The organism is Citrobacter sp. Cpa228 (assembly GCF_030333085.1).
GTDB classification, from domain to species: domain Bacteria; phylum Pseudomonadota; class Gammaproteobacteria; order Enterobacterales; family Enterobacteriaceae; genus Citrobacter; species Citrobacter pasteurii.
The window spans coordinates 86,542-106,923 of record NZ_JAOWGQ010000057.1 but is presented as its reverse complement, the minus strand read 5'-3'; the positions used below and the strand labels follow the sequence as shown (position 1 = coordinate 106,923).

Here is a 20,382-nt window from a genome sequence, read left to right as displayed (position 1 = left end):
GCCAACAGCTATACTGACACCACCACTGCAACGGCTAAAAACGAAGCGATTGCGACGGCAAATAGTTATACTGATGTCGCAAAAGCAGATGCAATCAGCACTTCTTATGCTTACACCGATACAACTTCAGCCAAAAATCGCGCAGATGGTAAAGCGTATGTCGATAATTCGCTCACCCAGGCGAACAATTATACCGATAACAAGTTCTCCCAACTTGATGGCCGAGTAAATAACCTGGATAACAAAATTGATGATAACGATAAACAAGCAAAAGCAGGTATTGCTGGCGCAATGGCGATGACTGCAATTCCACAAAAATTTGGCTATGATTTCAACTTCGGTATGGGCGCAGCTACATTTGGTGGTGAACAATCCATGGCTGCTGGTGCGTATTATAATGTTGGTAAGAATGCCACTCTTTCTGCGAAGGCCTCTCTTGATACCCAACACAATACTGGTGTTGCGGTTGGCTTGAGTTTTGGTTTCTAATCAATTGTGTTTAACTATTTAGGTTACTAATCCTGGTAGAAATTGACACTTTTCAGCCTGATAATGCCCGATGAAACTCATCGGGCATTTTACATTCAAAAATCGCTATGGGTTGTAGATTTGCCACCAGGTCTCTAACCATCCTTTTTGTCTGTAAAACTGTGGCCAATATTACTCGGCCACTACAGCTACTGAAACAGAAGCGGAGCAGAGAAAGATGTGATGCAGTATCTGAGCGGATATTACAACCGTCTTAGGCCACATAAAAACAACGGTGGGTTAACACCACCGAGATGGAAAGACAGAAACTTCTGACTGTATCCAAATTAAGTAGGCCATTTCAAACAAGTCCCCCTATCCCCACAGGGCCAGGGGCAACCCGCTCAGCGCAAAACCAGGTGAATTACTCCTGCTGAGCTTTCTTCGCCAGACCATCCAGCAGTTTTTGATGAATACCACCAAATCCGCCGTTGCTCATCACCAGAATGTGATCGCCTGGCTGCGCGGTTTTCACTACCATATCAGCCAGCGCATCCACATCACCACTCCAGTGAGCCGGCTGAACGCAGGCTTCAGCAACTTCTGCTACCTGCCACGGAATATGCGGGGGTTGCAGCAGGAACACTTCGTCCGCGCGGCCTAATGATGGCGCGAGATCGTCTTTACACAGTCCCATTTTCATGGTGTTCGAGCGGGGTTCCAGCACCGCGATGATGCGTGCCGTACCGCCCACTTTTCCGCGCAACGCCGCAAGCGTCGCCAGAATGGCCGTCGGATGATGGGCAAAATCGTCATACACCGTCACGCCATTGGCTTCACCGCGCAGCTCAAGACGACGACGGGCGTTAATGAATGAACCGAGCGCATTGGCTGCATCCGCAGGCACAACGCCCACATGGCGCGCGGCCGCAATCGCCATCAGACCGTTATGCATGTTGTGTTCGCCGACCAGGCCCCACTTCACCTCACCGACTTTTTCACCGTCCAGCCACACTTCCCACTCTGAGGCATCGGTGGTCAACTTTTTCGCCTGCCAGTGGCCTTGTTCGCCCACCAGCTCTTGTTCGCTCCAGCAGCCCATCGCCATCGTCTGTTTCAGATTAATGTCGTTTTCCGGGTAGATGATGCGTCCCTGGCCCGGCACGATACGCACCAGGTGGTGGAACTGTTTCTGGATCGCTTTCAGATCGTCAAAGATGTCCGCGTGATCAAACTCAAGGTTGTTGAGGATCAGGGTACGCGGACAGTAATGCACGAATTTGGAACGCTTGTCGAAGAACGCACAGTCGTACTCATCCGCTTCAATCACGAAGAAGCCGCTTTCGCCCAGACGCGCAGAAACCTCGAAGTTACCCGGTACGCCGCCGATCACAAAGCCAGGCTTATAGCCGCAGGCTTCGAGGATCCAGGTCGCCATTCCCGCCGTGGTGGTTTTGCCGTGCGTCCCCGCTACCGCCAGCACCCAGCGATCGCGCAGCACAAAGTCATGCAGCCACTGTGGGCCGGACATGTACGGAATGTTCTTCTCCAGCACCGCTTCCACGCACGGATTACCACGGCTCATGGCATTGCCGATGATCACTAAGTCCGGCTGCGGGTCGAGCTGGCTGGCATCGTACCCCTGAATTAAATCAATGCCTTGCCTCTCAAGCAAAGTACTCATCGGCGGATACACATTGGCGTCCGAACCCGTTACTTCATGACCGAGCGAGCGCGCCAGCATCGCCAGACCGCCCATGAAAGTGCCACAAATTCCCAAAATATGAATGCGCATACGTCACTATCCTTTTTTAATCTGGGAGCCATTTTACGCACATGTCTGGCAACTGAGAAACGCATTTCAGGATATTCCGTAGTTTGCTGGCGCGATTCACCTGAGCGCAACAATGGAAATATTTGTTAATATTGTTGCGGTCGCTTTACTCCACATAAATTGCAGGGAAAGGGTTATGAAAACGTTAGGTGAATTTATTGTCGAAAAGCAGCACGAGTTTTCTCATGCTACCGGTGAACTCACTGCTTTGTTGTCGGCAATAAAGCTGGGCGCCAAGATCATCCACCGCGATATCAACAAGGCCGGTCTGGTCGATATCCTGGGTGCCAGCGGTGCTGAGAACGTGCAGGGAGAGGTTCAGCAAAAACTCGATCTGTTCGCGAACGAAAAACTGAAAGCTGCACTGAAGGCGCGCGACATTGTGGCGGGCATTGCCTCGGAAGAAGAAGATGAAATCGTCGTCTTTGAAGGCTGTGAACACGCTAAATACGTTGTGCTAATGGATCCGCTGGATGGCTCATCCAACATCGATGTTAACGTCTCTGTCGGTACGATTTTCTCTATTTACCGCCGCGTAACCCCCGTCGGTACTCCGGTCACGGAAGAGGATTTCCTGCAACCGGGCAACAAGCAGGTTGCTGCGGGTTACGTGGTTTATGGTTCTTCCACCATGCTGGTGTACACCACCGGCTGTGGCGTGCACGCCTTCACCTACGATCCTTCTCTGGGCGTATTCTGCCTCAGCCAGGAACGTATGCGCTTCCCGGCGAAAGGCAGCACGTACTCCATTAACGAAGGTAACTACATCAAATTCCCGAACGGCGTGAAGAAGTACATTAAATTCTGCCAGGAAGAAGATAAATCAACCCAGCGACCGTACACCTCGCGCTACATTGGCTCTCTGGTTGCGGACTTCCATCGCAATCTGCTGAAAGGCGGGATCTACCTGTACCCAAGCACCGCCAGCCACCCGGAAGGGAAACTGCGTCTGCTGTATGAATGCAACCCAATGGCCCTGCTGGCCGAGCAAGCGGGCGGCAAGGCGAGCGACGGTAAAAATCGTATTCTGGATATCATCCCGGAAAGCCTGCACCAGCGCCGCTCCTTCTTCGTAGGTAACGACCATATGGTTGAAGATGTAGAACGCTTTATCCGCGAGTTCCCGGACGCGTAAGCGCAACATCCGGCTTACAAGCACAGTGTAGGCCGGATAAGCGAAGAGCCATCCGGCACAATGCGGTGATATTGCCGGATGGTGGCGTAAACGCCTTTATCCGGCCTACGCGCGGTTACGCTGTCTGTAGCTTAAACGCCGCCATTGCTTCAAGCAGCGCATGTGACTGCTCTTCCAGCGAGCGGGTAGCCGCTGACGACTGCTGTACCAGCGCCGCATTTTGCTGCGCCGTTTCATCCATCTGAATCACCGCAATATTCACCTGCTCAATGCCGCGACTTTGTTCCTGGGACGCACTGGCAATTTCACGCATCAGTTTGGTCATACGCATGACCTCAGTCGCAATCTCATCCATGGTTTCACCCGCCTGCTGCGCCAGCTCGCTGCCTTCACCCACGTGCGTGTGCGAATCGCTGATTAACGTGCGGATCTCTTTGGCCGCTTCAGCGCTGCGGCTGGCCAGATTTCGAACTTCACCTGCGACAACCGCAAAGCCCCGCCCTTGTTCACCGGCACGCGCCGCTTCAACGGAGGCATTAAGCGCCAGGATGTTGGTCTGGAAAGCAATACCATCGATTACGCTAAGGATGTCGGCAATTCGGCTGGAACTGCCGGAAATATCGCGCATTTTCTCGATCACATAGCACACCATCTCGCTACCTCGATCGGCAGTATCCGACACCGATTTTGCCAACTGATGCGCTTGTTCCGCGTTCTGCGCATTTTGTTTCACGGTCGCCGTGAGTTCTTCCATGCTGGCGGCGGTCTGCTCCAGCGACGTGGCTGTCGATTCAGTGCGTTGCGCCAGATGCTGATTTCCGGCCGTCAGCTCACGGCTACCAATATCAATTTGCGAACTGGCATCGCGTACGCGTTGTACCGAGTCGCCCAGCGCATGGCGCATTTCATCCATTGCAGCGTTCAGGCGGTTGAATTCGGCGCTGGCCGACGGCGCCGAAACCGGCGACAAATCCCCCGTCGCCAGGCGTTCCAGTTGCTCCACGATGCTATCCAGCGGCTTGAGAAACTTATTTCGCAGCATAAACCAAATCACGGCCAGCAATGCGATAGCCGCCAGCATCGCTGCACTCATAATCGCGTGGTAAATCAATGAAGTAATAATACGAGTAGAGGCATATAGCCCCATCCCTCCGGTCAGTAACAGAAGGAACGTTAGCAGCGACAATAACACCAACAAACTTGATCGAATTGAAAGGGATTTTGGCATTGTTATATTTCCGGTTGTAGGGTTAAAACAGACCTGTACAGAACCTATCGACTACAACCGGAAAAAGTTTAGGTATTTAAATGTTTTGTTGAAAATCAGCATGTTACTTGGGTGTTGCTGTCGTACCCACTCGGGTTACTGGCGAGCTTTGACGATTTTCCCATAGCACCGTCAAACCGCGTTGTAACGCTATAAAAATAAACAATAAAATACCAATCGCAATCTTCGTCCACCAGGAACTTAATGTACCGTCAAAATTAATGTAGGTCTGAATTAATCCCTGAATGGCGACGCCAAACAAGGTGCCTAACACCGTACCGACCCCGCCGCTCAGTAGCGTTCCGCCGATAACAACCGAAGCAATCGCATCCAGCTCGACGCCAACGCCCGCCAGCGCATAACCCGCCTGGGTGTAAATGGAAAACACAATGCCGGCCAGCGTAGCAAGCCCGGTAGACAGCATATAGATACGAATGGTCGTGCTACGGGTTGAGATGCCCATCAGGTTGGCCGACGTGGCGTTGCCGCCAATGGCGTAAACCTGATTACCAAAGCGCGTACGGTGCGCAAGAAAGATGCCAATCACCACCACGCCCAGCATTAACAACCCCATCGCGCTCAGGCGACCGCCGCCAGGAATTTTCCATGCCAGACTTGAGAGCGTGTCATAAATCGGATGGTTAATTGGGATCGACTCTTCAGAGACCAGATAGCTGACGCCGCGCAGGAAAAACATTCCCGCCAGCGTAATAATGAATGCTGGGATCTTCAGCGCATCAATCAGTAACCCCATAAATGCGCCAAACGCACAGCCCATCAGCAGAATCAGCGGGAACGCCAGCAGCGGAGAAATCCCCCAGTAGCCAATCGCTTTGGCCAGAAACACGCCGGTAAAGGCGATCACCGAGCCAACGGAAAGGTCGATCCCGCCAGAGAGGATCACGAAGGTCATGCCCACCGCAATAATCCCCAAAAAAGCGTTGTCAGTCAGGATATTGCAGATTACCCGAGTTGAAGCAAAAGCCGGAAACTGGGTCAGGCAGTAGAGATACCCCAGCACAAACACGCCAAGGGTAATCATTAGCGGTAAATTACGTTTTATCATGACCACGCACTCCTTTTATCAGGCTGATAAAGCGTTGTGACTGCACGACCAGCACACACAACACCACCACAGCTTTGACCACCTGGTTCAGTTCCGGCTGGAATCCCGACAGTAAAATCCCGGTGTTCATCCCCTGAATAATCAATGCGCCGATCACCGACAGCAGCAGGTTAAAGCGCCCGCCCATCAGCGAGCCGCCACCGATGACTACCGCCAGGATGGCATCCAGTTCCAGCCACAATCCGGCGTTATTGGCATCTGCCCCACGGATATCCGCCGTGACGATAATACCGGCGATAGCCGCACACAGGCCGCTCAGCACATAAGTAAGCATCACAATGATGCGGGTATTTACCCCGGCGTTTTTCGCCGCACGAATGTTAATGCCCACCGCTTCAATAAACATGCCCAGCGCCGTTTTACGCGTTAGCAGCCAAAAGGCGACCAGCGTCAGCAGCGCGATGATCACCGGCGTGGGGAACAGTAAGAGCGAGCCGCTGCCAAACCACGACAGCTCGGGCGAGTTGAAGGTGACGATCTGCCCGGAAGTGATAAGCTGCGCCACTCCGCGCCCGGCCACCATCAGGATAAGGGTCGCAACAAACGGCTGGATCTTGAGGATTGCCACCAGAATCCCGTTCCACAGCCCGGCCAGTATTCCGGAGCCTAAGGCAGCAAGCAGCACCACCGGCAGACTGTGCCCGGCCACCGTCATCGCCGCAGTAGTCGCACCGGCAATCGCCATCACCGCGCCAACGGAAAGATCAATGCCGCCGGTGGCGATCACCAGCGTCATACCAATCGCCAACAGCGCCACGGGGGCGGCGCGGTTGAGAATATCAATCGGGCTGCCGAACAGGCGACCATCCTGCAAAATCACCTGGTAGAAGTGCGGAGCCACCAGGCTGTCGACCAGCAGCACCAGAAGTAGCGCCACCAGTTGCGGCATACCTTTTGGCCAACGGAACCGTCGTTTCGCGGTGTTGGATTGAGGGAGAGATTGAGGCATCACCATAGTCTCCTTAGGCCGCAATGGCGTTCATGATCGCCGGTACGGACAGTTCAGCCAGTGGGATCTCGGCTACCTGTTTACGATCGCGCATAATAATGACCCGATCGGCATAGCCCACTAACTCTTCCAGTTCGGATGAAATCACCAGCAGCGCCAGGCCATCCGCGCACAGCGTTTCGATCAGGCGGATGATCTCGGCATGTGCACCGACGTCGATCCCCCGCGTGGGTTCATCGAGGATCAGGAACTGTGGTTTGGTCAGCAACCAGCGCGAGAGCAATACTTTTTGCTGATTGCCGCCGGAGAGAAACTCAATCGGCTGCTCAGCGTTGGGGGTACGAATTCCGAGCTGGCGGATAAAACGCTCGGCAATCTCGTTTTGTTCCTTCCGCGCAATGGGCCGCAGCCAGCCGCGCTGTGCCTGCAACGCCAGAATGATATTTTCCCGCACCGAAGCCGCGGCGATGATGCCATCCGTTTTACGATCCTCCGGACAAAAGCCGATCCCCATGCACGAAGCCTGATGTGGGGATCGCAAGGTCTGCGGTTTACCTTTGATCAGCGCACTGCCGCTGTCGGCGGGTTTAATACCGAAGATCACTTCTGCCGTTTCTGTTCGCCCGGATCCCAGCAGCCCCGCCAGCCCGACGATCTCGCCGGGACGAACCTGCAAATCAAACGGCGCGATGGTGCCTTTCTTGCCAAAGCCGCTAAAGGCCGCCACCGGCTTATCGCTCAGCAATGTGCGCCCCGCACGCTGTAGCGCATGGGTATCCAGTTCACGGCCCAGCATCATTTTTACCAGTTCGATCTGTGGCAGCTCGCGGGTTTCGCGACAGCCAACGAAGCCGCCGTTACGCAGGACAGTGATACGATCGCTGACCTGATAAACCTGATCGAGGAAATGGGTGACGAAGATCAGACTGACGCCACGATCGCGCAGATGGCGCATCAGACCGAACAGCATTTCAACTTCCTGGGTATCGAGGCTGGCGGTGGGTTCGTCGAGGATCAGCACTTTCGCGGAGAGATCTATTGCCCGGCAAATCGCGACAATTTGTTGCATCGCCACGGAAAAGCGGTTCAGCGGCTCGCGTACATCAAGGGAAAAACCGTATGACGCCATCAGCTCCGTGGCACGTTTTTCCATCTGCTTACGCTGTAGCAGGCCAAAACGCCGTGGTTCACGGCCAATAAACAGGTTATCCGCGACCGACATATTGGGCAGCAGGTTCACTTCCTGATACACGGTGCCAATTCCCAGTTGCTGGGCATGTGCGGTATTTTTCGGGGAGATCGGCTGGCCTTCGAGCCAGATAGTGCCGCGATCGGCATGATAAACGCCTGTCAGCGCTTTGATTAGCGTCGATTTACCGGCTCCGTTTTCCCCCAGTAGCGCCATAATCTCGCCACGACGCAAACTGAAATCCACGTTATCCAGTGCTTTTACGCCGGGAAAGAATTTACTTAATCCTTCGGTGCGGAGGATTTCCTGATGTTGGTCGGTGGTCATGGCATTCCTCCGGTACGAAATCACGGTGTCTCGTAGGCCTGATAAGCACAGCGCCATCTGGCAATAAATGCCGGATGGCGGCGTAACGCCTTATCCGGCCTACGGAAGACCGACAACAAAGCTAGTAGCCCATGTTTTTCTTCTTCTCTAACTCTTCTTTCGCCGTATCTGGCAAATAGAGGATCGATTTGGTAATGGTCAACTTCTCAGGCATCGTGCCGTCTTTTTTGAATTTCTCCAGTGCGTCGAAGGCCGGACCTGCCATATTCGGCGTCAGCTCGACGCTGGCGTTGGCTTCACCGTCAATCATCGCTTTGTAGATATCCGGTACGCCGTCGATGGAACCGGTGAGAATATCTTTGCCGGGTTTCAGACCCGCTTCTTTGATCGCCTGAATCGCACCGATCACCATGTCATCGTTGTGGGCGTAAACCATGCAGATGTTCTTGCCGTTGTTTTCCGCTTTGATAAAGCTCTCCATCACTTCTTTCCCTTTACTGCGGGTGAAGTCACCGGACTGTGAGCGGATAATTTTGATGTTAGGTGCATTAGCGATGGCTTCAGCAAAACCTTTTTTACGATCGATCGCCACGCTGGCCCCGACGGTCCCTTGCAGCTCAACGACGTTACACGGCTTGCCGTTCACTTCTTTGATCAGCCAGTCGCCAATCAATTTACCTTCCAGCACGTTGTCAGCAGTGACGGTAGTCATATAGAGAGATTTGTCTTTTACATCGATGGAACGATCGAGCAAAAAGACGGGAATGTCGGCATCTTTTGCTTCTTTTAATACCGGCTCCCAACCTGTTGCCACGACTGGCGCAATAAAGATGGCATCAACGCCCTGCGCCACGAATGAGCGGACTGCTTTAATCTGGTTTTCCTGCTTTTGCTGGCCATCAGCGATTTTCAGCGTAATACCCCGCTTTTCGGCCTCGCTTTTCGCAACGTTGGTTTCTGCGGCGCGCCAGCCGGATTCAGAGCCAACCTGCGAAAATCCTACGGTTAAAGGGGCTGCCATTGCCATAGACGACATGGCTGCCGAAACTGCTGTGACTAAAAGTAAGCGCTTCCACATAAGTGCGTCCTCGTAGGGTGATTATTGTTGGTTAATAAACCGTCGCGAAAAAACTATAGACAATTGAGCATGTAACGGATTGCGTTACATCACACTTCAAAAAAGTAAATAAAACGTTAATCACAACTTTGTAATCGCTTTCATCTCACTATGAAAAATGCGGCTGAAGATATGGATTTTTCTGTCATTAACGCAGGAGGAAAAGGCCAAATTCTGAGGAGGGAAATCGAAAACAAGCGGAGACATTCAGCGCGAGTTGGCTATAATACCCGCCACTTGTTTGCCATAGCTTATTTAAAGGAAACAGACATGAGCTTACTCAACGTCCCTGCCGGTAAAGATCTGCCGGAAGATATCTACGTTGTTATCGAGATCCCTGCCAACGCAGATCCGATCAAATACGAAGTTGACAAAGAGAGCGGCGCCCTGTTCGTTGACCGCTTCATGTCCACCGCGATGTTCTATCCGTGCAACTACGGTTACATCAACCACACCCTGTCTCTGGATGGCGATCCGGTAGACGTTCTGGTGCCGACTCCGTATCCGCTGGAGCCAGGTTCAGTGATCCGCTGCCGCCCGGTTGGCGTGCTGAAAATGACCGACGAATCCGGTGAAGATGCGAAACTGGTTGCCGTACCGCACACCAAACTGAGCAAAGAATACGATCACATCAAAGATGTGAACGACCTGCCGGACCTGCTGAAAGCGCAGATCACTCACTTCTTCGAGCACTATAAAGACCTCGAAGCGGGCAAATGGGTGAAAGTTGACGGTTGGGACAACGCTGAAGCCGCTAAAGCTGAAATCGTTGCTTCCTTCGAGCGCGCGAAGAAATAATTTCGCCGGCGCTGAAAACCCTGAACACCAGCCTCTGGTTAGTAAGGGTTTTTTTATGCCTGTACTTTCCCTCGCTTTATTTTCCCGGTAGCCCGCTGCTTTCTTTTTGACCTACCAGATTGGGTAGTCACATTTTATTCATCTTATTTGCGAATGAGATTAGATCTCATTATCATTCGCAACACGTAAATAAATGTGAATAAAAGTCAATGAACCTCCACACTGTGAAGTCCCTGAAACACTATTCCGGCGTAGCACTCGTCACGACGCTGTTATTTACCAGCCTGTCCGGCGTGGCGCAGACGCTACCTGAAAAAGATTTTCTGACCCACGATGTCGGTAACGGCGTGTATGAACTGGCGGTTGATAGTCAGCAGAACACGCTCTATGCCGCCTCGTCTCCGTCATTTGATAAAGACAAAACCAGCGGGCTTATCTACAAACTCGATCTGGAAAAACTCACCACCACCGAAGTCATCAAGACCAGCCGTCGTGCCTTTGCCACTGCCCTGGATGAAGAAAATCAGGTGCTGTATGTCGGTAACACGCTGGAAGGTTCAGTCACGCTCATCGATACCCGCAGCGGTAACGAGTTGGCGATACTGCAACTGAGCGAAGCCAGCAACCCGAAAGACATTGTCCATACCCGTGAAATGGTGCTCGATAAACAGCATCACCGCCTGTATGTCTCTGGCGTGGCTGAAAAAGGCATTGTCTGGGTCGTGGATACGCAAAAACGTGAAAAAATTGCCACCCTTGAAAACATGGGTCAGTACCCGACCGGTATGGCCATTGATGCTGATAAAGATCGCCTGTATGTCGTGAATGGCCGGAATGAACTGATTACGCTGGATACCACCAGCCATAAAATTATTAACCGTTTTACCATTGAACCCGCTAAGAAACATTTTTTCCTGAATATTGCGCTTGATGCAAAAAATAATCGTGCGTTTCTGACAGATCCCGATCTGGCTGATGTTCTGGTTGTCGATATTAATACTGGCAAGGTTATTGCGCCAATTAAGGTCATTAACTCTTTGGCAGTGCTATATAACGAAAAACGCCAGGAAGTGTATATCACCCACCGTAATGCAAAACGTATCAGCATCGTGGACAGCAAAACCTATCAGGTAAAACAAAGCATCGAAACCCAGGCGTTACCTAACAGTCTGGCGCTTTCGGCAGATGCTAACACCTTGTATATCAGTGTAAAGCAGTCGGAAAAAATGACCGGTGTGAAGCCCGACTACGTGCTGAAAGTCGATCTCTCTAAATATTAATAATTAAAAACGCTTCTTACACCTTGCAGCTTTTCCGGGTTGCAAGGTGATGCTTTTATTTTTTACTTTTCAGGTGTCTTATATTATGAAAACGCGTCAACTTATTACGCTGACGGGGATCGTCGCATTCTCAGGCGGTGTTATTTTCCCCACTCAGGCAGAAGAACTCACCGAAACCTCACGCAATAGTGAAGATGAAATGGTGATCACCGCATCCGGGTTCTCGCAACAAAAACGCGAAGCACCGGCCACTATTTCGGTTATCGATCGTAAAACGCTGGATATTCAGCCGGATCGTAATATCGGTGAAGCGATTAAAAACCTGCCTGGCGTCTCGGTCACCAACAGCAGCGGCATGAACGCGGGTAGCATTATGATCCGCGGTATGGACCCGTCCTATACCGCTTTTATGGTCAACAGCGTCAAACAAAATACCGGTGAATCGCGCCCCTACGGCCATGATATCGGTACTGAAGCCAACTTCTTACCGCCAATGGAGGCCATTGAGCGTATTGAAGTTATCCGCGGGCCAATGTCCTCGCTGTACGGCTCAGATGCCATCGGCGGTGTGGTCAACGTTATAACCAAAAAACCGTACGGTGCGAAAGACTGGACGACGGCGATTGCGGCGAATACCTGGCTTCAGGAACACCAGTATTTGGGTAATACCAGCCAGATGAATCTGTTTACCATGGGGCCGATTGTGCCTGATGTGCTGGGCCTTAGCGTCGCGGCCGACTGGCTCGACCGTCGCGATGACGATCGCAATAACTATTTCGGCAAACACAACCGTAAATCCGTTGATATGACGCTGGGTCTGGCCGCCAGCGACAATAACCTGTTCGATCTCAACGTGGTCACCGGCGAGCAGGAGAAAAACCGTACCCAGAAACGCGGTGCGCCATGGTCATGGCTGTTCGATCGTAACGCCGCCACTCTGACGCATACCGGCTGGTATGCTGATGACACCATCGCGACGACCAACTACATCAACTACGAAAAGGGCCGCTCAAAATACGTTTATGACGGCCAGTCCCCGCAGTATGTGCAGATGGAGAACTACGTCGCTAATTCGCAAACCACCTTCACGCTCGACAACCATAAACTGACCATCGGGGCGAATTTTACCCGCGAAGAGTTAAATGACCGCTTTGATGTGGCTAACAAAACGCTGCCCGGCTCAGAGCCGGTAACCAAAATCAGCCGCAACGGCTGGGCGCTGTTTGCTGAAGATGGCTGGAGTATTGACGATTTCATCCTGACTACTTCGGCGCGTATGGATCAGGACGATAACTTTGGTACGCATATTACGCCAAAAATGTACGGCAACTGGGCCTTCAGCGATGCCTGGGCGCTAAAGGGCGGTATTTCGGCAGGATATAAAAAACCGGAGCTACGCGCGACCTCCAGCAACTTCGTCACCCCTTACGGCTCAACCGTGCCTTATCCATTCCTGACGGTAGGTAATGACGACCTGAAACCAGAGAAAAGCGTTAACTCTGAGCTGGGTCTCTACTGGACGGGCGATGTGCTGGCTCTGGATAGCACGGTCTTCTATACCCAGTTCAAAGACAAAATCGCTGAACAAACTATTTGTGAAACCACGGCGACAAACCAGTGCTCGGTGAATGGCTACAAAGCAGATTCCGTCAGTAAATACTTTAACGTCAGTGAGGCAGACGTATACGGCATTGAGCTGAATGCCGACTGGCAAATTAGCGCCGACATCAAAGCCAACGCTAACTACACCTGGAACCACAGCGAGCAGAAAAGCGGCGTCAACAAAGGCTACGCGCTGAACGACTACCCGCGTCATATGGCGAATCTGTCGCTGACCTGGGCGGCGACACAGAGTCTCGACGTGTGGAGTACGGTGAACTATCGCAGCAGTAACCGCAACAGCGGTAATAACTACAAGTACGATGACTACACAATGGTTGATGTGGGCGTACGTTATCAGCTCAATAAGCACACGCAGTTGATGGCAGGGGTCTACAACGTGCTGGATGAGGATCCGAAACTGACAACTGCATGGAATGAATCCGCGCAGGTGGAAGGTCGCCGCTATAACCTCGGCGCGCGCGTGGAGTTTTAAATCCGGAATAAAACAACGCTACCCTCGGGTGGCGTTGTTTTATTCTCGTAAGTGATATATCAGTACTGGTCTCTGTCTAACCAGTTACCGCTTTCAATCAGCGTTAAGCCATCAACCGGACGTTGGTACACGTACATCCATGCACTTCCGTACGGCGTCTGAATTAACTGGCGTGCATATTCGCCACCTCGCGTACGCAGAGCGTCAAGCTCTGCCAGCGTGGCGTTGTCAATACGATAAACTTCCCCGTGTACCGTTCCGTTCCCCGGAACCGCGCCTGGATAGTGGCCCAGGCTATACAACTGGTAATTATCGATACTGAAATTTCCCAGCAACAGGGCATTGGTCATCCAGTGGCTGTTGCCTTGTTTGGTTCGTAAACTGCCGTAGACAAATATTCGCATTGCTAAAACTCGAACTGATAGAGCAAATCAAGTGCCTGATCTACGCCAGACACGGCTTCCAGATATAGCTTAGGCATCAGACGATAACGTAGCGTGAGTGTCGCTAAAGAGTCAAATATACCCACACCATATTTCACCTGCAGACCTGGCAGTACGTATCCGCTGACAACCACCTGAGAGGAGTCACCCACCCCTTGCGTGTCCAGTGCCAGATTGCTTACGCCAAATGTCTCCCCGATTTTACCCACAACCTGACCACTTTGTGCAACCCCCAGACCAATAAGCATTGAGGTCATCGCCGCGCTGTCGCTCTGCTCGCTGTCCAGCCCTTGCCCACGTAACAGATAAGAGAGGGCCATTTGCTGCGACATTGCCGGGTCAGAGAAGATCTCCGCTTTCGGTTCATCGGCGCTGCCGGTGACGCGAACACCGGCGATCACGTCGTCTTCGGTGGCATCCGGGTTACGAATCGCTTCGATGTTGAGCAACGGCTGATCCGGCGGGCCGGAGAACAACAGCTCGCCCTTACGCACAATCAAATCCTGACCATAGGCATGGAAACGCCCGCTCGGGATGTTGATCTGGCCGTTCAACCCCAGCCCCTGCTTATCCTGTGCAACTTTCAGATCGCCCGTCAGACGCGCTTTCAGACCAAAGGCATCGATACGTACGTTGTTGCCTACATGAATGTTCAGGTTGCTGTTGATCGGAATACCGGCGCTTTGCGGCTTCTCTGGCTGCAGATTGTCGTTGAGCATCACCATGTCGCTGGACACCCCCACCGCACTTTCCGGCAGGTCGTGCACTACAATACGTGCCCACGGCACATCCACGTTGCCATCAAGAGTAAACAGGTTCGGCGTGGCTTCGAAGACCACATCCGGCGAGACATCCAGACGAACCATCGGCGGCACGGTGATACGCACGCGACTGCCTTTGGCTGCAACACGCGCCCGCCAGTTATCTATCTGGCTCCAGTCGGCATCGCCGCTCAGGTTAATTTCTCCCTGCTGCGTGCGCACTACGCCCGCCAGCGTGGAACGTGTTCCGGTGAAGTTAACGGCTAACTGGCTTGGCTGCATGTCAAACGGCATAAAGTTGCCGTCGATATCCAGACCGCTAAGCTGCAGTTGTCCAAGCAATTGTGGACTTTGCACATCACCGCCCAGACGCAGATTGGCGTTGATCATTCCTGCGGCTTTTTCACCTCTGGAGAAGATAGGGTTCACCATCGCCAGATTGAAGTTGCGAATATTGACGTTACCGCCCAGATTACGGCGTCCTTGCGGGTCTGTTACCTGCACCTGTCCGTCAAACTGTCCGTTGTTGGTCAGACGAATCAGCCATCCCAGTTCAGCACGGTTGTTGTGCAGGTCAGCGGTCAGGTTCAGCGTCTCAAACGCCACCGGTAACGCGGCATCGTTTACGCTCTGGGTGACCTTCACGTTACGCCCACTTAGCGTGACCTGTCCCTGCGGCAGCCCCTCTTTGGTGGTGTCCCAGCTCACATCCGCTTTGCCACTGAATACGCCGCTGGCCTGGGTTGTATCCGGCATAAACGGTTTCAGCATTGCCAGATCGAAGCGATTCAGGTTCACCACCGCGCGCCCTTCTGCACCGGCATCAATGGTTTGCGGCACGCACAGTTCCGCATTCGGGTTATTCCAGCAGTGTGGCCCAATGCTGATTTTCTGTTCCTGATTACGGTAATCCAGCGCAATCGCACGGTTCAACGACCATGGACCAACCGGCGTCTGGAAGCGCGTATTGCTCAGCGTCCCTTTCCAGCGCTGTTCTTTGCGATCGAAGCTGCCTGCCAGATCCAGTTGCCCGGAAACCGGCTCCCCCTGAATGCGCAGTTGCAGCTCATGCTGCTGTTCGCTGCCTTTGGCGTTGAGCGTCACGAGGCCGATATTCACGTCAGGTTGCACAATCCGCTCTACACGCACGTTGAGGCTACCGGCGATTTGCTCAGCTGATTTCACGTCGCCCTCGACGCGCACCTGAGCCACGGAAAGTTCCTGCCAACGCAGACCACGGGCGGTGATATCCGCCAGCAGTTGCGGCGCGTCGACCGTACCGCGAACTTTTACCAGCCCTTTCGCCGTACCGCCCACTCCAGGCAGCGCGTTATCCAGATTCGGGGCATCAATCGTCGCGTCGAGATTGAGGTCTTTGACCCCCAGTTCCCCTTTCACATCCGCGCTGTTGCGCCCCAGTTCCAGATGCAGGCCCGGGATCGTCCACTGCAGGTAACTGTTACCTTTCAGCGAACCGTTCACATTGACCTTATTCTGCTTCACGTTGCCGGTCAGCTTCAGCTCCGGAACCTCCATCTGCCAGCTTCCACCGTACAGACTACCGCGCGTTTTCACCAGGCCATTCAGTTTTGACGGCCAGTCCGGGATTGCTTTCGCGGTGTTGATGCCATCCAGCGTGAGCTCCCCACGCCAACTGACCGCCTGCTGCCAGTCCACCAGCGCTTTCAGCTCGGTTTTCCCTTCCAGCGCCGCAACGCTCAGTTTGTCGAGATTGATCTGCTGTTCGTTACCTTTGGCATCCAGCGTAATGGTGGCCGGAGGAATATCCTGCCCCTTCACGGCGGTACGCATCGACAACGTGTAGTCGGTCATTTTGCCGGTCAGCTTGAGCTTGATGTCATCGGCCTGGAACTGCTTGTCGCCGGTGAACGGCCAGTAAATCTGCTTACTCACCACTTCCAGATTGAGCGGCAACCCGGCTTCCGCCAGACGCGTTTGCGCCCGCAGGTCCAAATCCACCGGACCGGACAGGTTAACGCCAACTTCCAGCTGTTCGCGCAGTGCGCCACCAACTTTCAGCTTCACCTTTTCGCCCTTTAACGGGTCGATATTCAGCGTGCTGTTCAGGGTGATATCGATCGGCCATGTGTCGGTGAGCTGCACCGTGCCGCTGGCTTTTACCGCCCCCTGATTCGAGTCGATATCCAGCGCGTCCAGCTTCATGTTGCCGTCAATGCTGCTCACTTTCAGCAGCAGGTTATGTACCGTGAGATCCGTATCCCCGGTCACGCGCAGCTGCTCGCCGCGAAATTCTTCAATATTGAGATTGAGCGGCAGATGCACATCGGTCATTTCCGGCAGCACCGGCTTTGAGAACAGATCTTTTAGCGTTTCACCGAGCGGCTTTTCGTCCGGCTGCGGATTTTGAATTTTTGGTTCGACGACCTCTTCCTGCGCCACGTCCGCCACTTTAGGCAGGGCAATCAGCAGCCCCTGCAATGACGTTGGCTTCAGGGTCAGCGTTTTTTCCTGCCAGTTCAGACCGGAGGTGAAATCCAGCACCGACACCGTGGTGTCATCGATTTTGATATTGATGTTGTTAAGCGCCACGCGTGAAAGCGTGATTGGGTATGGCGTGGAAAGGTTAAGCGGACCGCTGTCTTCTTCCTCCACCGGCGCTGATGGCGGCATTTTTTTGCTGTCGATCGCTACGTTGATATTTTTCAGCGACAGATCGTTGACGCACAGACTGCTGTTCCACAGACAATTAAGCCCCACGGCCAGATGTACTTCGCCAGCATTTACTGCCACGCCGGGCTGGTCATAACGAATATTTTTGAGCGATAAATCCCGCCAGCCGCCGGTAACCTGACCAATCTCCAGCCCAGGCACCCAGCGATTAGCTGCCTTGAAGACCAGATGCAGACCAGAGGTTGTCCCCACCAGGAACGCGACGGTACCTAACAACAGCAGGATAAAAACCAGTACCCCGAGGCTTATCTTCTTCCATAAACTCATAATTCAGGCCCCAGACCGATGTAAAACTGTAAACCATGTTCATCTTTGTCGCCGACAGGGACGGCAAAGTCGAGCTTGATAGGCCCCACTGGCGACTGCCAGCGTACACCGACCCCTGCACCGGTTTTGAAATCGCTTTTGCGGATATCGCTGACCGCTTCACCGCTATCGACAAACATCGCGCCCCACCATTTACCGGTCACGTTGTACTGGTATTCCAGCGAGCCCGTCGCCAGCTTCGAGGCCCCTTTCAGCTTACCGTCACTGCCTTCAGGCGAAATAGATTTGTATTTGTAACCGCGGATACTGCGGTCGCCCCCGGCGAAGAAACGCAGATCCGGCGGGACTTTGTCGAAGTCACCGGTTTCAATCCAGCCGAGGTTACCGCGCATCACAAAACGGTGCTTATCGTACAATGTACGGATCCAGACGTTCTGCGCCTGGAAGACGGAGAAATCAACGTCTGAACCCCACGCAGTATTCGAATAGTCAATGGAATAGCGTTGGGAATCACCCCAGACAGGCATCAGGCCGCCGCGCGAGCGCGTCCGGCTGATCATCACACCCGGATAGAGCAGCATGGTGGTATTAGTGACGTTACCCTGGGTAAAGTGGTCGAGGCTCCAGCGCAGGTTAATCGCGCGCTGCCAGCCGCTCGAGAGGTCCCAGTAGCGGGAAACCGCAAGCGTGGTGGAGTCCTGCTCGGTGTCGTTCAAATCGGTACGCTTAAAGCCCCCCTGCACCAGGTAATACTGCTCCAGCGGGTTCTTTAACAGCGGCATTTTATAGCTGAAATCAAGGACCTGCTCTGGCGCAGAAATACTGGCACTGGTGGTCAGGCTATGGCCCCAGGAGTTCATCCACGGCTTTTTCCACGAGGTTTTCAACCGCGGTCCCACGTCAGTAGAGTAGCCGGCCCCGGTTTCGATGGTATTTTCGGTGCGCGGCGAGACCACGCCTTTTAGCGGCAGTACTTTGGTTTCTCGGGCTTTATCAAATTCAGGCGCCACCACCACGGAATTAAACCATCCGGTTGCCGAAAGGCGACGGTTTAGCTCTGCCAGATCTTTCGACTCGTACTCTTTGCCCTCTTTGAACGGCACCAGGTTTTGCAGGTATTCATCGCGAATTTGCGAACCTTCAAAAGTGACATGGCCAAAGCGGTAGCGCTCTCCGCTGTTGTAATCGATATCCCAGAATGCCTGGCGGCGCTCAAGCGCTATCCCGAGCTGGCTTTTATTAAATTCACTGTCGAAATAGCCTTTACGCAGCGCCACGCTGGTGAGTGACTTTTTGAAATTGTCATAGTCGCCCTGATTGAGCACTGTGCCGATTGCAGGGCGTGTTTTCAGCAGATCCAGGTAATCTTTATCCGTACGTGCGCCACCGCGCAGAATCACTTCGGTACCGCCAATCAGCACCGGCTCACCGGGGGTCACTTTGGCAATCAGCACCTGGCGTCCTTTCGCCGGTGGCGGACGCAGTTCAAAATCAATGGTTGGCTCAAAGTAGCCCAGCGCTTTTAGCCCTTCGCGGATGGCATCATCAACGCGCGCACGAAAGCGTCGGTCTGGAGTGACTTCGTCACTCTGAATCGTGGACAGCTGCGCACGAACGTTTTTCTCCAGCGGTCCAGATAATCCTTCGACCTGTAAGCGAACATTCGCAGCGGCGGCGGAGCCACTTAAGCACAGTAATCCCACCCAACATAACTGACGGATATGTGGCACATTTTCTCCTGAATATCCTTTTTTCCCACCCCTGGAAAAAAATACTATGCCGTTCCTCGGCTTAACAAAAAATCAACAATAAGAGTTGAAAAACAGACGACAACCCAAATATTTCTTATGTTTAACTCTAGACGCATTCACGCTATTTATTGTGGGCAAAGACGCGTCTCGTTACAACCTTAACCCAAATGACTGATTTCGGGAGAACGGCCATGAGTTTATTTGATAGAAAGCATCTTGTTACTCAAGCAGATGCGCTACCTGGACGCAACACCCCGATGCCGGTAGCAACGTTGCATGCGGTTAATCAGCATTCGATGACCAACGTGCCCGACGGCATGGAGATAGCCCTCTTCGCCATGGGATGTTTCTGGGGCGTGGAGCGCTTATTCTGGTCACTACCAGGGGTATACAGCACAGCAGCTGGATACACCGGTGGCTATACCCCTAACCCAACCTATCGGGAAGTGTGTTCTGGTGATACTGGCCATGCCGAAGCGGTACGCATCGTCTATGACCCGCATGTTATCAGCTACGAACAACTGCTGCAGGTGTTCTGGGAAAATCATGACCCGGCGCAGGGTATGCGTCAGGGGAACGACCAGGGCACTCAGTACCGTTCCGCAATTTATCCGCTCACGCCGGAGCAGAAGAGCGCCGCGCACGCCAGCCTGGAGCGTTTTCAGGCGGCAATGACCGCAGCGGGCGATGACCGCCACATCACCACAGAAATTAATACTGCTACCCCGTTCTACTATGCCGAGGACGATCACCAACAATATCTGCACAAAAACCCTTATGGGTACTGTGGCATTGGCGGGATTGGCGTTTGTCTGCCGCCACAAGGATAAGCGCCCCCCTCTGGCGGCTTTACAGTACCTTAC

The 20,382-nt window shown here is 53.2% G+C and carries 15 protein-coding genes; 6 read left to right on the top strand and 9 right to left on the bottom strand.

What is annotated here, in order from left to right:
• The coding region (locus tag OGX91_RS24060; RefSeq protein WP_286627463.1) for a YadA-like family protein at window positions 1–489 on the top strand (489 nt) is incomplete at its 5' end.
• 403 nt (window positions 490–892) lie between these two features.
• On the opposite strand, the gene mpl is transcribed toward OGX91_RS24060, so the two are convergent.
• Entirely contained in the window at window positions 893–2,263 is a 1,371-nt protein-coding gene (gene mpl, locus OGX91_RS24055; RefSeq protein WP_005134495.1) for a UDP-N-acetylmuramate:L-alanyl-gamma-D-glutamyl-meso-diaminopimelate ligase, read from the bottom strand.
• 175 nt (window positions 2,264–2,438) lie between these two features.
• Here mpl and fbp point away from each other — a divergent pair, with 175 nt between their 5' ends.
• The gene (gene fbp / locus OGX91_RS24050; protein WP_003025742.1) at window positions 2,439–3,437 is read left to right on the top strand and encodes a class 1 fructose-bisphosphatase; all 999 of its coding nucleotides are present in this window, start codon (window positions 2,439–2,441) and stop codon (window positions 3,435–3,437) included.
• 115 nt (window positions 3,438–3,552) lie between these two features.
• On the opposite strand, the gene OGX91_RS24045 is transcribed toward fbp, so the two are convergent.
• The 5 genes from OGX91_RS24045 to ytfQ all read right to left on the bottom strand — a co-directional run bounded on the left by OGX91_RS24045 (window position 3,553) and on the right by ytfQ (window position 9,373).
• On the bottom strand, window positions 3,553–4,665 hold the full coding sequence (locus OGX91_RS24045) for a methyl-accepting chemotaxis protein (RefSeq protein ID WP_286627461.1): 1,113 nt from the start codon (window positions 4,663–4,665) through the stop codon (window positions 3,553–3,555).
• 103 nt (window positions 4,666–4,768) lie between these two features.
• Window positions 4,769–5,770: a galactofuranose ABC transporter, permease protein YjfF gene (gene yjfF / locus OGX91_RS24040; protein ID WP_151217415.1), complete on the bottom strand. Its 1,002-nt coding sequence runs from the start codon at window positions 5,768–5,770 to the stop codon at window positions 4,769–4,771.
• Window positions 5,757–6,779, bottom strand: coding sequence for a galactofuranose ABC transporter, ATP-binding protein YtfT (gene ytfT / locus OGX91_RS24035; protein WP_005134482.1), 1,023 nt, complete (start codon window positions 6,777–6,779; stop codon window positions 5,757–5,759). The genes yjfF and ytfT overlap by 14 nt, the downstream gene beginning before the upstream one ends.
• A gap of 13 nt (window positions 6,780–6,792) precedes the next feature.
• Window positions 6,793–8,295, bottom strand: coding sequence for a galactofuranose ABC transporter, ATP-binding protein YtfR (gene ytfR / locus OGX91_RS24030; protein WP_005134481.1), 1,503 nt, complete (start codon window positions 8,293–8,295; stop codon window positions 6,793–6,795).
• A gap of 121 nt (window positions 8,296–8,416) precedes the next feature.
• Window positions 8,417–9,373 (bottom strand): galactofuranose ABC transporter substrate-binding protein YtfQ, encoded by a 957-nt coding sequence (gene ytfQ / locus OGX91_RS24025; protein ID WP_005134480.1) that lies wholly within the window; start codon window positions 9,371–9,373, stop codon window positions 8,417–8,419.
• Between the two features lie 309 nt (window positions 9,374–9,682).
• Here ytfQ and ppa point away from each other — a divergent pair, with 309 nt between their 5' ends.
• From ppa to OGX91_RS24010, 3 genes are all read left to right on the top strand, one after another.
• Complete coding sequence (gene ppa / locus OGX91_RS24020) at window positions 9,683–10,210, top strand: inorganic diphosphatase (RefSeq protein WP_005134479.1); 528 nt, start codon at window positions 9,683–9,685, stop codon at window positions 10,208–10,210.
• A 209-nt stretch (window positions 10,211–10,419) separates the two neighbouring features.
• Window positions 10,420–11,490, top strand: a complete 1,071-nt coding sequence (gene yncE / locus OGX91_RS24015; RefSeq protein ID WP_286627460.1) for a 7-bladed beta-propeller protein YncE — start codon at window positions 10,420–10,422, stop codon at window positions 11,488–11,490.
• 85 nt (window positions 11,491–11,575) lie between these two features.
• Window positions 11,576–13,585, top strand: coding sequence for a TonB-dependent receptor domain-containing protein (locus tag OGX91_RS24010; protein WP_040232987.1), 2,010 nt, complete (start codon window positions 11,576–11,578; stop codon window positions 13,583–13,585).
• Between the two features lie 59 nt (window positions 13,586–13,644).
• On the opposite strand, the gene OGX91_RS24005 is transcribed toward OGX91_RS24010, so the two are convergent.
• The 3 genes from OGX91_RS24005 to tamA are packed head-to-tail and all read right to left on the bottom strand — an operon-like array spanning window position 13,645 to window position 19,498.
• Window positions 13,645–13,989 carry a gamma-glutamylcyclotransferase family protein gene (locus OGX91_RS24005; RefSeq protein WP_003025723.1) on the bottom strand — a complete coding sequence of 115 codons (345 nt, stop codon included), beginning with the start codon at window positions 13,987–13,989 and terminating at the stop codon, window positions 13,645–13,647.
• A 2-nt stretch (window positions 13,990–13,991) separates the two neighbouring features.
• Entirely contained in the window at window positions 13,992–17,768 is a 3,777-nt protein-coding gene (gene tamB, locus OGX91_RS24000) for an autotransporter assembly complex protein TamB (protein ID WP_286627458.1), read from the bottom strand.
• Entirely contained in the window at window positions 17,765–19,498 is a 1,734-nt protein-coding gene (gene tamA / locus OGX91_RS23995) for an autotransporter assembly complex protein TamA (RefSeq protein ID WP_005134471.1), read from the bottom strand. Before tamA ends, tamB begins: the two co-directional genes overlap by 4 nt.
• Window positions 19,499–19,710: 212 nt before the next feature.
• On the opposite strand from tamA, the gene msrA reads away from it, so the two are divergent.
• Complete coding sequence (msrA, locus tag OGX91_RS23990) at window positions 19,711–20,349, top strand: peptide-methionine (S)-S-oxide reductase MsrA (RefSeq protein ID WP_149691085.1); 639 nt, start codon at window positions 19,711–19,713, stop codon at window positions 20,347–20,349.
• Window positions 20,350–20,382: the final 33 nt, after the last annotated feature.